The sequence below is a fragment of the Paenibacillus sambharensis genome, from assembly GCF_003233845.1.
In the GTDB taxonomy this organism is placed as follows: domain Bacteria; phylum Bacillota; class Bacilli; order Paenibacillales; family Paenibacillaceae; genus Paenibacillus_I; species Paenibacillus_I sambharensis.
On record NZ_QKRB01000031.1, the window covers coordinates 122,609 to 137,661 of the forward strand.

7 protein-coding genes are annotated in these 15,053 nt (G+C 50.9%); 3 read left to right on the forward strand and 4 right to left on the reverse strand.

Annotated elements, in window-relative coordinates; translation table 11 throughout:
* Window positions 1-172 precede the first annotated feature (172 nt).
* Together DNH61_RS04440 and DNH61_RS04445 are read right to left on the reverse strand one after the other, a co-directional pair.
* A complete protein-coding gene (locus tag DNH61_RS04440; RefSeq protein ID WP_111145469.1) occupies window positions 173-6,097 on the reverse strand; it encodes an invasin domain 3-containing protein in 5,925 nt (1,974 codons plus the stop codon).
* A 237-nt stretch (window positions 6,098-6,334) separates the two neighbouring features.
* On the reverse strand, window positions 6,335-8,926 hold the full coding sequence (locus tag DNH61_RS04445) for a winged helix-turn-helix domain-containing protein (protein ID WP_111145470.1): 2,592 nt from the start codon (window positions 8,924-8,926) through the stop codon (window positions 6,335-6,337).
* Window positions 8,927-9,123: 197 nt separating this feature from the next.
* On the opposite strand from DNH61_RS04445, the gene DNH61_RS04450 reads away from it, so the two are divergent.
* On the forward strand, window positions 9,124-9,612 hold the full coding sequence (locus DNH61_RS04450) for a pyridoxamine 5'-phosphate oxidase family protein (RefSeq protein WP_111145471.1): 489 nt from the start codon (window positions 9,124-9,126) through the stop codon (window positions 9,610-9,612).
* A 60-nt stretch (window positions 9,613-9,672) separates the two neighbouring features.
* On the opposite strand, the gene DNH61_RS04455 is transcribed toward DNH61_RS04450, so the two are convergent.
* Window positions 9,673-11,718 carry a methyl-accepting chemotaxis protein gene (locus DNH61_RS04455; RefSeq protein WP_111145472.1) on the reverse strand — a complete coding sequence of 682 codons (2,046 nt, stop codon included), beginning with the start codon at window positions 11,716-11,718 and terminating at the stop codon, window positions 9,673-9,675.
* 342 nt (window positions 11,719-12,060) lie between these two features.
* On the opposite strand from DNH61_RS04455, the gene DNH61_RS04460 reads away from it, so the two are divergent.
* The gene (locus DNH61_RS04460) at window positions 12,061-12,777 is read left to right on the forward strand and encodes an NPP1 family protein (RefSeq protein WP_425452217.1); all 717 of its coding nucleotides are present in this window, start codon (window positions 12,061-12,063) and stop codon (window positions 12,775-12,777) included.
* Window positions 12,778-12,957: 180 nt separating this feature from the next.
* On the opposite strand, the gene DNH61_RS04465 is transcribed toward DNH61_RS04460, so the two are convergent.
* A complete protein-coding gene (locus tag DNH61_RS04465; protein WP_111145474.1) occupies window positions 12,958-13,185 on the reverse strand; it encodes a hypothetical protein in 228 nt (75 codons plus the stop codon).
* A gap of 200 nt (window positions 13,186-13,385) precedes the next feature.
* On the opposite strand from DNH61_RS04465, the gene DNH61_RS04470 reads away from it, so the two are divergent.
* The gene (locus tag DNH61_RS04470; RefSeq protein ID WP_111145475.1) at window positions 13,386-15,032 is read left to right on the forward strand and encodes a DUF2339 domain-containing protein; all 1,647 of its coding nucleotides are present in this window, start codon (window positions 13,386-13,388) and stop codon (window positions 15,030-15,032) included.
* The last annotated feature ends 21 nt before the right edge of the window (window positions 15,033-15,053 follow it).

Consider the following 15,053-nt stretch of genomic DNA (forward strand, 5'->3'; position numbering starts at 1 on the left):
AGTCACGCCTCTCTAATGAATATAGGTCATGAATATTACTAATCCATTAATCCCATCTAATTCTACTGTTCGAGTCTAACGCATCATTCCCCTCAGAACAATAAGTTCTCCTGTATTTTCCATGACCTGGAGACAAAAAATCAGCAGGCACGCAGGCCTGCTGATTTCCCTTTTAACGATTCAACTCTATGCTCTCCAGCATCCTTACAAGCATCACCGCAGCTTCTGCGCGAGTGGCAGAACGGCTGGGCGCCAGGTTGTTCGCCTGGTCTCCTGTAAGCATCCCTGCAGCGATAAGCTGCTGGACTGAACTCTCGGCCCACGCAGGGACCGATGCCTGATCCGTATAAGATAAGTCCGTACCTACTTCATTCATTGCGTAACCCTGCGACTGCAGCACCCTGGCCAAAATAACGAATAATTCCTGGCGGGATACAGCTGCTTCAGGACGGAATGTTCCATCTGCATAGCCTTTGATCCACCCGGCTGCTTGTGCTGCCTGGATATCCGCCGCGTACCAGCGACCGGAAACATCGCTGAAATGCACTGGCGTCTTATCCGGGGCGAGACCGAACATTCTTGCCAGCATGCTGACAAGCTCTGCCCGGGTAACCGGTCGTCCTGGCTCAAACTTGCCTTGACCGGTACCTTGGACAATAAGCCTCTGCGCCAGCAGTTCAGCCGCACTATTCGCCCAATGCTCTTGCATATCTGCGAACGTCGCTTCGACCTCAAGCAGTGCATACCACACTCCTGTATTCAGCTGAAGCTCCGCCGTATCTTGACCATTCGCGCGCATAGCGACATAGGATAACGTTTCGGCGAGGCCATCTACGGCCGTGACGGTAACGCCATTATTTGCGGCAGTGCTGATCGCAGAGGGCAGGAAGATAACCTTATCTCTGCTCATAACCAGCAGCTCTGCTAAGCCCTTCTGATCCAATGCTTCAACCGACAGCATAAATGGCTTCATGAGCAGGCTGGCTCCCAGCCTGCTGGCCATCTTGTTCACCTTCGACTGCATCTCATCTTCTGCTGTACGGATGGATATACGAATATCCTCCGAGTAGGCGGATAAGTCCTGGCTGTCAAGATTTGCGAGAGGAAGAATCATCGTCCCAAGCGGTGTACGCCACTCCAGAGACATAGCAGCATTCATCTGCCTGAGTTGATCCAGCGCAGAACGTTTCATTAGCAGCGTCCATTCCCGGTTTCCTTCACTCGTTTCAATTACAATCCGGCCGGCCGCCAGTTGATCCGGATTAAGCTGAATAACCTGACTGCTGTTTCCATCAAGCTGCAGCTCTATCGTTATGACTGGTTCCTGCACCTGGACTGGAGTGGTCGGCCCGGCAACGCCACCTCCTTCACCTCCTCCTCCCGTCTCTGGTTGAGAAGGAGCGGCAGAAGCTGAAACATCCACACCTGCTGTAACGCTTAAGCCTTCGAAGGTTACAGTTAATTGCGATTGTCCGGGTCTCAGCCCCAGCAACCTCCCCGACGCGTCAACGGACGCAATGTTGGCATGATGCACGTTATATGCGGCCTCTGCGGTCACATCCTTCGTCGTTCCATCGGAATATTCCGCGATCACGCTGATCTGCGCATACCCGCCTTCCTTCATGGAATACGGCGAGCCTTCCAGCACCAGCTTGGTTGGTACTGCGTAGACGGTGACCGGTGCGCTGGCGATGAGCATGCCTGACTGGCCTTGATATACGGCCTCAATCACCGTCTTGCCGGTGTGGAGACCGGTCATATACCAATAACCGTCATCTGCCATAGCTACCTGAATGACCCCATCGTCATACCGGAAATTGGAGTCAGAGGTTCGGTCCCACGCCGCTCCGTCATAAGTGACCTCAACGACGGTCCGCACAGATTCTCCGACCGGTATTTGATAGGAGGCTGGCGTAAACCAGATTCCATCCGAGAACGTCACCTGCATGCTGCCTGGGACAGGCTCTCCATCAATCCAAGCCTTAATGTCAGCTATCCCGGCCTCTGTAGAACTAAGCTCGGCCGTATAGGTACCAGGTCTGCTGTACGTTACTTCTGTGACCGTTCCATGAGTGGTCTGCAGCCGTACTTCGCCGAGCGCAGGGTTGCCGTGCGCATCTCTGACGTTAATCGTCAGCGACGCATACGCTGATCCATTGGCCGGCACAGAGGTGCGGTCAGTCACAAGCTCTGTTGCTCCAGCTGAAGCAACGTCTGGAACAAACTCGATACTAAGGCTGGCATTCAGCAGAGAACCATCAAGGAAAGCAGTAATGTCTGCGCGTCCCGATCGGGTTGATGTTAACCGGGCGGTATATTTGCCTTCTCCTCCGTAGACAGGTGTTGAAATACTGCCTAACGAACTGAATAATTCTAATGATGACAAGGTTTGTTCATCGGTTAAGTTATTCCCGGATGCATCCTTCAGCTGCAGCGTAATCTGTGCGGCCTCCATGCCGTTCGCAATCAGACGTTCCTGATCGCTGACGATAGTTGAGGACACGAGCGATGGCTTGCCTGGGACAAATGTAACGGCTGCTTTGCTTGTCAGCCTGGCATCATTGATGGTCGCCGTGATTACCGCTTCACCGGCCTGCCGAGAATGAAGCTGTGCCGTATAACGTCCCTGTCCTGCATAGACAGGCTCCGTGAGGCTGCCAAGTGTTGAAGCCAGCTTCAATTGATATGCGCTGTTATCGGTTGTCAGATTGTTACCGAATGCATCCTTAAGCTGGATCGACACTTCTGCGCTGCTTCCTTCATCCGTAGTTAATATGCCGCGGTTCACCAACAGCAGTGATGTGTCTGCTGCAGGAGGCCCCGGAAGCAGCTGTACCTTAATGCTGTCTGCCAGGGGCTTATCATCGACAGTACCGGATATTTCGGCATCCCCTGCTGCAGTTCCGGCGATCAGTACAGCTGAGTAAGTGCCGTCCTGGTGATCCAGCACAGAGCTTAACTCGCCTGCGGTTGTCTTCAAGACCACCTGATTGCCGCCAGCCTGGAGAGGATTGCCGTATTCATCCTTTAACTGCACAAGGATTCTTGTTGAATCTGTACCATTCACTGTGAGCTGTAAACTCTCTGCCCTCAGCTCAGACACTTGGACGGAGGCTTCACCAGGCAGAAAATCAACCTGGACGGAATCGTCAAGTGTTACACCGTTCACTATAGCGCTGATCATGGACGTACCGGACGAGGTGCTTGAGGTTAAAATTGCCGTATAGCTGCCGTCGCCGTTATCCTTGACCAAACTTACGGTTCCTGAAGTAGCAGCAAGCAGAACCGCGTCTCCCCCTGCCGTCAGCGGATTACCGTGGACGTCCTTCAGCTGAACGGTAACAGAGGTTTGGCTGCTGCCGTTCGCTGTCAGATAAGAATCCCCGGCTTTCACAGTCGATGCCGAAGGGGAAGCAGCTCCCGGAACAATAAGAATGCTCAGCGTTCCCGGAATCCTTGATCCATTCACCTCAGCAGATAATTCTGCTGTACCCGTATTGAATGAGGCGGTATAGATGGCCGAATAGGTGCCGTCTCCCAGGTCCTTGACATCACTGATATGTCCAAGGTCTGTCTTGAGGACTACCGTATCTCCTCCACTGACCAGTGGATTGCCATGTGCGTCGATAAGCTTTACCGCCAGACTGGTTATGCCAATCCCGGCTGTCAGCCGCGCACTATCTGCGGTCAAACGCGATTGAGCGGCTGATGCAGGACCCGGGACGAAATCAACCTGCGCTTGCTGCTGTACAGGTTTATTGTTCAACCAAGCCGTGATGGCGGCTGTTCCCGCACGGTTACTGCTCTGGAGCGTCGCCTTGTAGCTGCCGTTCCCCAGATCGGTTACCGCAGACAGGACTCCGGCCGTCGTTTGCATCGTTACCACTCCAGCGGATGCGCTCCAGTTGTTATTATAGACATCCCGAATCTGCAGCGTTAGCTGCGTTCGGCTGATTCCGTCGGCCACAAGGGTCGACGATTCCGCTGTCAGCACGGAGTTTTCCATAGAAGCATCAGCTGCCAGAATTGTTACTTCAGCTGTATCCTTTAAGGTCACACCGTTAAGCTCGGCACGGATTGTGCTTGTACCCGCTACTGTGCCTGCCTGCAGCGCAGCTGTGTACAGCCCATTGTTAAGATCGGCTACCTGACCTATGCTCCCTAAGCTGGTCTTCAGGGAGACGTTGTTTCCTCCTGTTACCAGGGGGTTGCCATAGTTGTCGAGCAGCCGAACCGTAACCGTCGTACTGCCTGAACCGGCACGAATTGTCCCCGCACCGGCCTCAACACTGGAAGTGTCTGCTGAAGCGGGACCCGGAACAAACTGGACGGATGCCTTTTGCCGGATGGAAGAACCATCTACCGCAGCTGTAACCGTGGCAGAGCCAGCTGTTGTGGGTGCAGTTAATGAAGCGGAATATCTGCCGCTGCCGTGGTTTTGTACAGTCCCAAGCACTCCGCCAGTTGTACTGAGCTGCACGCTATGACTGCCGGAGCTCAGCAAATTACCGTTGGCATCTTTCAGCTGCACGGTAATTGTTGATGTGCTGCTCCCGTCAGCTTTAATCGAGGCCGGACTTGCCGTAACGGTTGAATGGTCGATTGAAGGAGGCAGCGGTGCCATATACAGGCTTGCAGTGGTATTCATCGCATTCCCATTCAACGTTCCCGTTATGACCGCCGTTCCCGATTCCTTGGATGCTGTTAATTCGGCGGAGTAGGTTCCATCGCCGTGGTCGGTTACCGGTCCAAGCTGGCCAAGTGTCGAGCTGAGCTGTACGATGCCTTCGCTTCTTCCAATTGGCAAGCTCCTCCCTTCAAGCAAGGTTACCATGACCAGTGCTTTGCTTGCCCCGTCTGCATCCATCCGTGTCTTGTTCAGGGTTATCTGGGATCTTGCGGGATAGACCTGAACGGGAGACCCGACATAGATCTGGGGAGATGCAAAGGATATGCCTAATTGTCCGGAATCTGTCCAGCCTACGCCCCAGACCGTCCCATCCTTCTTGAGGACAAGGCCGTGATTGTCTCCGGCAGCCATTTGCGCTCCATTACTTGTAAGGTGCATTGCAACCCGAAGATTCGAGTTCTGCATGCCCCACCACCAGACGGAGCCATCCTTCTTAAGTGCCATGGTAACCCGTTTTCCGCCAGCTAACGCCACAACATCGGTAAGCGGAACTGATCCGGCTTGCAGTACCTGCAGCGCCTTGCTGCTGCTCGTAACATCTGCACCTACCCCCAGGTTATAATTCTCGTTATAACCCCAGCTCCAGACCGTTCCGTCCGCCTTCAAAGCGAGACCTCCGAGGCGGTGAGCGCCGATGTCAACCACATTGTTCAAAGGCTGATCTGAGGAGTCGATGACTCGCACGGGATAGACCGAATTGCTGCTGGACCCGTTGCCAAGCCCATCGAACACGTTGCTTCCCCATGCCCAGACCGTTCCGTCATTCTTTAAGGCCATGGAGTGGTATTCGCCAGCGGCTACAGCCTTCACATCAGTAAGGTAAGAGCTGCTGGACGCCTTCAACCTAACCGCCCGGTTAATGCGGTACTCATAGTCGGTCAATTCACCCGATGAATTGGAGCCCCAGCCCCACACCGAGCCATCCTCCTTAACTGCCAGCGCCTGCCCGCTGCCCGCAGCAATACTGCGTACTCCGCTAATTGGTGTCCCGTCGGACTGAACAACCTGCACAGCTCTGTATTGATTGTCAGTCAGACCGTTCCCGAGAGATCCGTAGCCGCCTTTTCCCCATGCCCATACCGTGCCGTCATTCAACAAGGCAAGTGAGAAATAAAATCCGCCGGTTACCTGTTTGGCACCAGTAAGAGGAGTGCCGTCAGCCTTCGTGACCTGCACAGGACGAAACGAATTCTGTGTTGTTCCGTCCCCTAGTTCCCCGGCACTGTTGCCGCCCAGCGTCCATACGGTTCCGTCTCCGGCGATAAGCAGGGAATGTCTGTACCCTCCTCCAACAGCTTTTATCACGGCGGGCACTATGGATGCTGCCTCGGCAGTCTTCGTCCCCAGCTGCGGCATAAGCAGCGCGAATATAAGCAGGACTGCCACTTTTTTACGTAATACTTGCAAATAAAACCTCCCCTTCGACATAGTGATGCTGCCTGATTTTAGGACAGAAGACATAATTATAGCTCAAGTGAATTCCGACCCTATTCGACATCGTAGCAAAGAAGCCAGCAGCCCACAATTAACCAAAGTTAACAATCCGTGATAAAACACACACAGCGCAGCCGCAGCACCCGGGATAATTCCCGCCATGCTGCAGCTGCGCTGATTACATTTTCCTAGTATTGTTATTGGCTTGGACTACTCGGAGATGGAAAGGTAATCCGCGGCTGCCGGAGTAGTGACCAGGACGGCCTGGGTACGGGTACGAACGCCCAGTTTACTGTAGATCCGGTTCAAATACACTTTGACCGTGCCAAGGGTTAGTCTCATCTGCTCCGATATCTCTCGATTGGTATAGCCAAGATGAAGCAGCCTTACAACCTCGGTTTCCTGAACGGTTAACCCAAACCCGTTGGTGTCGGACGGATGGTCTGACTTTTGGTCAGCTATTTCCTCTGTCATCGTAGTTAGAAGCGCAGCAGCGTATGCTTTCATTTCCGGTTGGTCGAATGCTGACACAGCCAGCATCTCCTCTAATATACTGCGCATCCACTCTCCCTCATCTATGAAGGTTCGCACATAGTGAAAAGGCATGACACGCAGGACGGCCTTCTTGATACGTCTCGAAGCTTCCTTGCATCTGCCCTGCTTAATATCCGCGAAGGCCTGCAGAATCATCACCGAGACAGCGAGATTAACCATACCGGATTCTTCGACCAGCAGGGAGAGCCGCATCAACAGAGTATACCCTTCCTCTGTTTCCCCTCTGGCAATTAGCAGACGGGCAAGTGTGAGGGTCTCCTGTACTGCGCCCAGATGAACACGGTGACTGCGGGAACTGTTCACGCTGAGCAGTCTTGCCTCCGCATGGTCAACAGCTCCCTCCGCCAAATCTATATCGGCCAGAAAGATCAATAACGACCTGCGCCAAGGGCTGTGAGATGGTTGGTCCAGTCGTCTTAGCGTCTGGTCGATTATGGCTCTTGCACCCGTGCGGTCTCCTTCGATAAGACACAATCGGGCCATCGTCAGCCTTACCGGAACAAGCAGTCCCGGAACCTCCAAATAACGTTTCCCGACGGTAATCCGGTCCAGCAATTCCCTGCAGCGGTCAAGCTCATTCCATTCATAATAGCCTTCAGCCAGCGACTGCAGTACATATTGACACATCAGCGAGTCTTCCCATCCATTCCGGCTAAGGAGGGACGTAATTTTCCATCCCATTTCCGCTGTCGTATCCGTCAGGGCACCATGCAGACCAAATGAGGTATAACGGACAAATGGCTGGTTGTAGTTATAATTGAAATCAAAAAAGACCGGGTCCTGCGGGAGTCTGGCATGAATAGATTCGGAAAAGCGAAACCATTCCTGAAACTGGCCGGAGTGAAAGGCATGATTAACTTTAACGAAGAACAAGCCGCTCATCCTATCCAGCTGTTCAGAATGTGAGGGAGAAGCCTGCAGCTCCTCTTCCAGATGTTTCATCACCCTGCCCGCTTCCTCATGCTTGCCCTGAACCGTACTTACAAAGGCGCTTACGAGTCGCAGTCTGGCTGGTATAGGGAACGCTTCGGGGAAACGATTAAACCATGTCTCGAGAAGAGAGAACTCCCCTTTCATAACCAGACCATGCAGATGTTCATCAAGCAGACCAGATGCCAGATCGTATGCTTCGGCCGTGAAGGCATAATCCACTGCCTCTTCGTACCATCCCTCTCTAGCATAAGCCAGGCAGGCGTTCCGCTTGAGTTCGCTCCATCTCTCGGGGGATTGCTGTCTTAATAAGGCTTCATAGAAATCGCCTGCCAGCTGGTGGTAACGGTAGAGCCCTCCTCCAACAGATATGAGGAATAAACCATTGTCCTGCAAAGAGGCTAACTTGTCATCACACTCCGGCAGCCCCGTCACTTCCTCGCATAGCCTGGCATCAAATCGCGTTAATACGGAGGTTTCGAGCAAGAACCGTCTGGTCGGTTCGTCCAGACCGCTCCAGACCACCTTAAGAAGATATTCCTTAATATAATTGCCCATGTCCTGGTCATGAAGCCAATAGGACCACTGCTTGCTCGGCCGCTGCTTCAATGTAATCAGAGCAAGCTGAAGACCTGCAGCCCAGCCTTCGGTACGCGCTACCAGCGAGCTCACGCAGTCGCTGGAGAGGGACTGGCCCAGAATGGAATGACACAACTCCTCTGCCTGGTCAACTGTAAATGCCAATTGTAACGATCCAATTCTCTGCAGCTTGCCCTTGACGTTCCAGGCTTGCAAATTCGCCAGCGGAGGCTCTGAGCGTGAAGCGATCATCACATGAACCTTCGATGGCAGGTGGTTTAGCCAGTAATTGAGACTGGCGTGAATCTCCTGCCTGGTAATGACATGGTAGTCATCCAGGGCTACGCTGACCGGACCGGATGTATCGAACAGCTCGTTCAGAAACTGGTCCAAGAACGGCTCAAGTGAACGATCAGCATACTCAGCGAGCAGTGCCAGTAAACGGCCGCACGCATCTGCTGCAAGACAGGGCTGCAGCATATATACGATGTGCCGCCAGAACCGGCGCAGATCATTATCGTTCTCATCGAGTGTATACCATGCCGTCTGCTGATTGTATTGGTGGACAAGCTGCGTCATAACCGTTGATTTGCCGCTGCCAGCCGGTGCAGTAATTAAAGTGATGCCTTGAGGAGGTGTTCCTTCCGGCGGTATATGAAGCAAGGCCCTGTTTACCCAATGCTTTTGGGCAGCTGGTATCTCCAGCTTATATTTCATGATGCGGGGATTAGCTCCCATGGTGTCGCCTCCGTTTGGTGAACCAGGTGAAAGGATGAGTCTGTTGAACTAGACGGGCTTTCATTTCCCTTTTCTCCATTGTCGGCAATTCGCTATTAATGGTCAAGTATTTATAATTCCGGAAGTTGAAGCGTGGTTTGGCAGCACCTTACAGGTGTAATACTATTGAAACCATACTTTGAAGAGGTGATTTGGTAATGAATACAGTAACGGATAACCATGAGGCGGTTAAGAAGGTAAAGGAATTAATCCGCGATATCGATACGGCTATGCTGACAACGGTCTCGGACGAGGGTCTGGTTTCACGCCCAATGAAAACCCAGGAAATCGAGTTTGACGGAGACCTTTGGTTCCTGACCAAGAAGGACACCAGCAAATTCCATGAGATTCTCCATAACAGGCAGGTTAATGTGGCTTATGCGGATAAATCCTATGTATCCATCCGGGGCGAAGCAGAGCTCGTAGACAGCCGTGAGAAAATCAAGGAATTCTGGAGTCCGGCCTACGAGGAGATTCTCGATACCACGGCCGATGATCCGAATCTTGTGCTCATCAAGGTACAAGCTGAAACCGCTGAGTATTGGGACTCCGGCAACAAGTTCCAGATGATGAAGTTCATGTTCCGCAGGATGATTGGCAAGAACACGGAAGGTACGGATATCAACCAGCAGGTCGATTTGCATTAAACAAAGAAGACATCAGTCCCGAATTATAATCGGGACCGATGTCTTCTCTACTTTTTGCAGCTACACTTTAAATTTTGACGCGGCTTGCGCCAGTTCTTTTGTAAGCGAATCGATGGTTTCAACCAGACCGGCAAGCTGCTGCACCATTGCAGCCTGCTCCTGCATAGTTGCCGTTACCTCTTCAACAGAAGCGGATACCTCTTCCCCGGTCGCAGACAGGTTCTGAGCAGATTCCAGTACTTCATCTTTATCCTGTTCCATTTCCATCACACGGTCGGCCATTTCCCTGATCTGCTCTGCAATCTGGGTAACATTATTGTAGATGGTCAGGAATGCGGCTTTCGTCTGTTCTACATATTCATCCTGCAAATTGGAGATGCTTTGAATCTCGGCAACGCTGACATTGTTTTCGGTTACGAAGGTCAAGTTTTGCGCAATAATTCCATTAATCTCTTGCGACTGCTTGGAGCTTTGTTCAGCCAGCTTGCGTATCTCCGTAGCCACTACCGCAAAGCCTTTCCCATGCTCTCCTGCCCTCGCCGCCTCTATGGAAGCATTAAGCGCAAGCAGGTTCGTCTGGTTGGCGATTTCCGCAATAGCCCCTGTAATATTTCCAATGCTGGTTGAGCTTTGCATCAGCTTGCCTGTGATATTCGAAATCTTCTGAACCTCTTCTTCATTCCGGCTCTTAATATGACTGAGATTATCGATGACCGGACGGCTCTGGTGGAAGACCTCCACGATGCTTCGAGCTTGTTCCTTGATCGTCTCCGTTTTCTCCCGCAGTGAACCGAACTGGTCACCGAAGCCTTGGAACTTATCCGCGATCTGTTCAGTATCCTGAGATTGCGTCTCGATTGCTCTGGCAATTTCAGTTGTTGTCGTGGTAGTTTCAGTAATCGAGGTAGATGTTTGTTTTGCCGAAGCATCCAGCTCGTTGGTGCTAGTATTCAATACGAGAATGGAATCGTTCATGCTTGTAATCAATTGTTTGTTTTGTGCTGCCATCGTATTGAAGCTGTCTGCCAGGTCTTTGAACTCACTGCGGTACTTACCGTCTGCCACTACGGTCAAATCACCGGAGGCCATCTGCTTGAACAGCTTGGAGAGACGGATAATCGGCGATGTAATGGAGCGGGATATGAGGAGACCAATTCCAATTGCAATTAACATTGCAACCAGTGTAATGATAATAAGGAAATCTCTCATCATATAGATGGGCTCCATCACATCTGACACCGGATCTATGATACTGACAACGAAATCCGCTTTCGGCACTTTGGCATAGTAGATAAGCGTCCCGGGCAATTCAAGATTGCCTTGAAGAAGCTTATCACCCGCGCGTTGTGCCAAGAAGTCTTCGATTCCTTCTACTTTAGAGCCGACCATGTCCTTGTTCACTGAATGGAAAAGATATACGCCTGTCCGGCTGAGAATTTCGACATTACCTTCGTCATTAATTTTTATACCTTGCAGCTTCTCGGTGAAGTAATCGGTTGTAATACTTGATGTAAATACGCCGAGTACGTTACCCTGAGCATCTTTGATAGGAAGAGAGAATACAACGAGCAGCTCACCTGTAGATTTGGCAATGATCGCATCACTAATATAGCTGCTGCCTTTCATCGCTTCCTGGAAATATTCACGTTCTGCAAGAGATTTGTTCAGCATTACCTCGTCAGTCGTAGAGACAACGGTTCCAGCAGCATCCAGGACGACAAACGACTTAATCCCTTTTGTTCCCGCAAGAGCGGCTTTCAAATAATTTTGGCTTAAGTTGAAGTACAAGCTGTCTGCAGAGTAAAATTCTTCATCCGTCATTGTCTCTTTTTCCGTGATTAACTTCTGAAACATATCATTGGAAGCCATTAAATAGGTGGACTGCTCCTGCAGCTGAATGGCTGTCCACATGCTCTCACCGATACGGGCGGCATTTGATTCGAGTTCTGCTCTTGTTTCCTTCATAATGACATCGGACCCAAATTGATAAACGAAGCCGCTAGTGCCCGCCAGTATGGAAGAAACTAATAGCGAGATGAGGATGGGCAGCTTCACTTTCAACGAAACATTTTTTAAGGCGAGCTTGTCGGACCACTTGTTTAGCAAGATGTTTTCACTCCCGGAATCTTAGTTGTAAGCAGTAAGCAGGTATGGGCGTGTTACAAGATTATGTGTGCAAAGCCCGATTCTTTGAAGCTGTTTCCCCCTTAGTTAGAATACTTACCTACTTATTCGGCGCAGCAGAGCTGCAACTTGATTGGTAAATAATCACAAAATAGAAGCCCTGCGGGCCGCAGCGCTTCTAATTACAATTTATTCATCTAGAGTTTATAGGTTTTTAACATATCTGCTTTATAGTGGCAAAGTCAGCAGGACTCCGGAGGTCATTCTAGCTGAAATGATGTAAGAGCCTATTAAACGGAGGTATCGATGATATTGGTTCGTAAAGTGAAAGCACTTTCGTGTGCGCTTATTCTGTCCCTGCTGGTTTCTGTCTACGCGGTCCCAACAGCTAATGCAGTTGTGATCGCTCATACTAATGTCGTTGGATTCAAGGAAGTGACACCGGTTACCACTGCTCAAAAAGCTGCAAAGCTCTTCCAACCGACCTTAAAGGTTACAACCGGATGCGCGCCTTTCCCGGCTGTAGATGCCCAGGGTAATACAAGCGGAGGTCTGAATCCGACAGGCGGCTCCAGCGCTGGCTGTGACTCCAGTACCGGACAAGTCTACTCCCGTTCTACCTGGTACAATGGCGTGTGGGCCATTATGTACGCCTGGTATTTCCCGAAAGACTCGCCATCTTCCGGACTCGGCCACAGGCATGACTGGGAGGCGGCTGTAGTTTGGCTGGATAACCCGGCAGCAGCCAATCCGAAGATTCTGTCTATTGCCTATTCCCAGCATGGGGATTTCAAGAAGACAGCACCAAGCAGCTCGAATACGAATGGAACGCATCCGAAGATTGAGTACAAGAGTACCTGGCCGGTTAATCATGCGATGTTTATTACCGATAAAATTGGCGGAACACAGCCGCTGATCGGCTGGGATGACATGACTGCTGCTGCCCGGAACGCATTGAATACAACGGATTTCGGTTCCGCTAACGTCCCTTTGAACGACTCGAACTTTATGAGCCATCTGGACAAAGCCTGGTTTAGATAATACGGCCAGCTGCAAGGCTGTCCCCTAGGTCATAACGACTTATGGGACAGCCTTTTATTAATTTTCCAAGCCATAAATGAGAAAAACCGCTGTTTCAGCGGTTTCGGGTTGTAAGATTCTTCTGATGTCTCATGCATGCAACAGAAAAGAGGAGAATCGCTTCTCCTCCCCTCTGCAGTCTTACTGCTGTTCCTTGCTCTCTTCTTCCGTTAGCGTTCTGAAAATATGTGCTTCTCTAAGAATACGTTTGCCGTCGCTAAGCGTAATGGTCTTCTCATTATATCCGCTTATGGTGTTGATCGGGCGCTGACGGACACCATTCTGAGAAACATGAACCAGAACCTTGTGCTTGATAGCTGATTCAAAATCCTGATCGGAAACCAATACTTGCCCTGCTTCAAATGTCATGGTTAGCCCTCCAGTAGTGAGTCTAGGATGCAATAATATCGCAGTTCTAAGCAAGATGCAACAATACAGGAACCAGCTGCCATATGAGATCATAACCGGCGATCCTAGTAAAGCTGGACCAATATGAAAATAAAGGAAATTGTGAGATAATGTCGAATGAATGATCTGATAACCAGCGACAATTACCCAGGGGGAAGAGCATGGATATTCAGAATAAAATAAAACAGCTCGAAGACCGGATAAACGGACTTCAGAATGAAGTGGATTACCTCAAGCGAAAGGTCGGCGTGCCGATAGATGAGCCTGCCATTCAGCCTGTCAGGGCTGCCCAGCCGGCAAGGTCTTCCCAACCGATTGAACCTGAGACGCCGGCCAAACGCGAGGTGGACTGGGAGCATCTCATTGCCAGAGTATGGCTGCCGAGGATTTTCGTCGTTGTCCTGCTTATAGGCGTCTTATGGGGATTCGGAGCAGCGGTATCCGCCGGGATCATAACTGAACCGGTCAGATGTCTGTTAGGAGTGGCGGCAGCAGGTCTTCTGCTCTGGCAGGGAGAAAGGCAAATGCGCAAGAACAGACCGGCTTTAGGACAGGTTCTGCTGGGCGCATCCGTATCCATAAGCATGCTTACCATCTTCGCCGCACATATGCTTTATGGCTTGCTGCCGTCCGCATTAGCTTTTGGCCTCAATATACTTGCTATAGCAGCAGGAGTATGGATCAGTATCCGCCATAAATCGGAAGCAATGATGATTCTCTCCGCGCTTGGCGGATTCCTTGTCCCTTTTCTCGTGGTGTCGGATATCCCCAACTTCTGGGTGTTCACAATGTATGAAGCCGTATTCTCCATCACCTTGCTGTATGTTTCCGTGAAGTACCGGTTTGATAAATTATTTTATGTCGCCTTCTCCCTGCTCCATCTTTCTCTTCTTGTCGGCACAGCGGAGGGAACGGTGGACCGTGATCATGGAGGAGCAGCATTCGCTGCAGCAGTAAGCTTGCATCATCTCGCTTTGTTTGCCCTCCTCGTCATGCGCAAAACGAAGGAGACAAGCCAGATCGCTCTCTTGTTTGTCAGTTTTTCATTGACATGTGGTTGGGTAAAGCTGATTGATTATTATTTCGAACAATTTGTTCTGATTCTTGGAGCGGCCTACTTGCTCTGGACTATTATGGCTGTCATGCGAGACCGCGCGGAGAAGTTTGTAACCATGTCGGCGGCCACCTTGTCACTATTTCTCTGGATTAATGAGATCACCGACGGACCGGCGGCTGGTCTTATGTTTATTGTGCAGGGGTTCTTGGCTGTCGCAATCGGCATCAGATTCAAGTCCAAGCTGCAGCAGATAACTGGCTCAATCGTTTACATCACAGGCGCTTTATCCACGTTAAGCAGGGTCTTGGATGGTTTCTTCTCCATGGAAAGCTTGTCGGGACTGCTGCTGATTGTGACCCTGTACGCCCTCTACGAGCTGCTGAAGAGAGCGTACCCGGAGAAGGCTGTGCAGCTTCAGCGGCTCTTGTGGCTCGATTCGCTTCTCACCTTGTGGTTTATTACGCTCCTGACAAGAACGTTAACTGGCGATTTAAGCTACGAAATGCAGCATCTGGTCATCTCTTTTGTCTGGGCAGCGTATGCGATCGCCATCATGGTGCTCGGGTTATGGGCTAATCGGAAGAAGGTGCGGCTGGCAGGCATATTGTTTTTATTCATCACGCTGCTGAAGATTATCTTTGTTGACCTGCCTGATGTATCGGTAGCTGTCCGTGCCGTGCTGTTTATTGTGCTTGGCTGTATCGGAATACTCGTATCCAGGCTGTCTTATCGTAAGAATAAGGCTGAATAATGGGAATATGTAATGAATTAT